This window comes from Kamptonema formosum PCC 10802 (assembly GCF_000332335.1).
Taxonomy (GTDB): Bacteria; Cyanobacteriota; Cyanobacteriia; order Cyanobacteriales; family Oscillatoriaceae; genus Oscillatoria.
Genome location: NZ_KB235948.1, coordinates 2,903,404 through 2,903,763, shown reverse-complemented (window position 1 = coordinate 2,903,763; position 360 = coordinate 2,903,404). Strand labels below are relative to the sequence as shown.

General features: G+C 52.2%; 1 pseudogene. It reads left to right on the top strand.

Annotated elements, in window-relative coordinates:
• Positions 1-360, top strand: a pseudogene (locus OSC10802_RS57190) (RHS repeat-associated core domain-containing protein); the annotation flags it as partial.

The window sequence follows — 360 nt, the reverse complement described above, 5'->3', positions numbered from 1 at the left end:
ATGGCCTATGATGCTGCTGGCCAGATGACGGGTGTCTCTCGCTACAGCGATTTGGCGGGGACGCAACAGGTGGCGACTACCGGCTATACTTATGACAGTGCGGGCCGGCTGACTCAATTAACTCATCGCAAAGGGACGACGACGTTTGCGAATTATAATTGGAGTTACGATGCGGCTAGCCGGATTGCTCAGTTTGCTTCTAGCGATGGCAGCAGCAACTACAGCTATGACGACCGCAACCAGGTGAGGGGGACAGACCACAGTTACCAAAATGATGAGGTTTATAGTTATGACGGGAATGGCAACCGCACTAATACGGGATACCAGACTCTGGCGAATAACCAGCTGAAGTCAGATGGA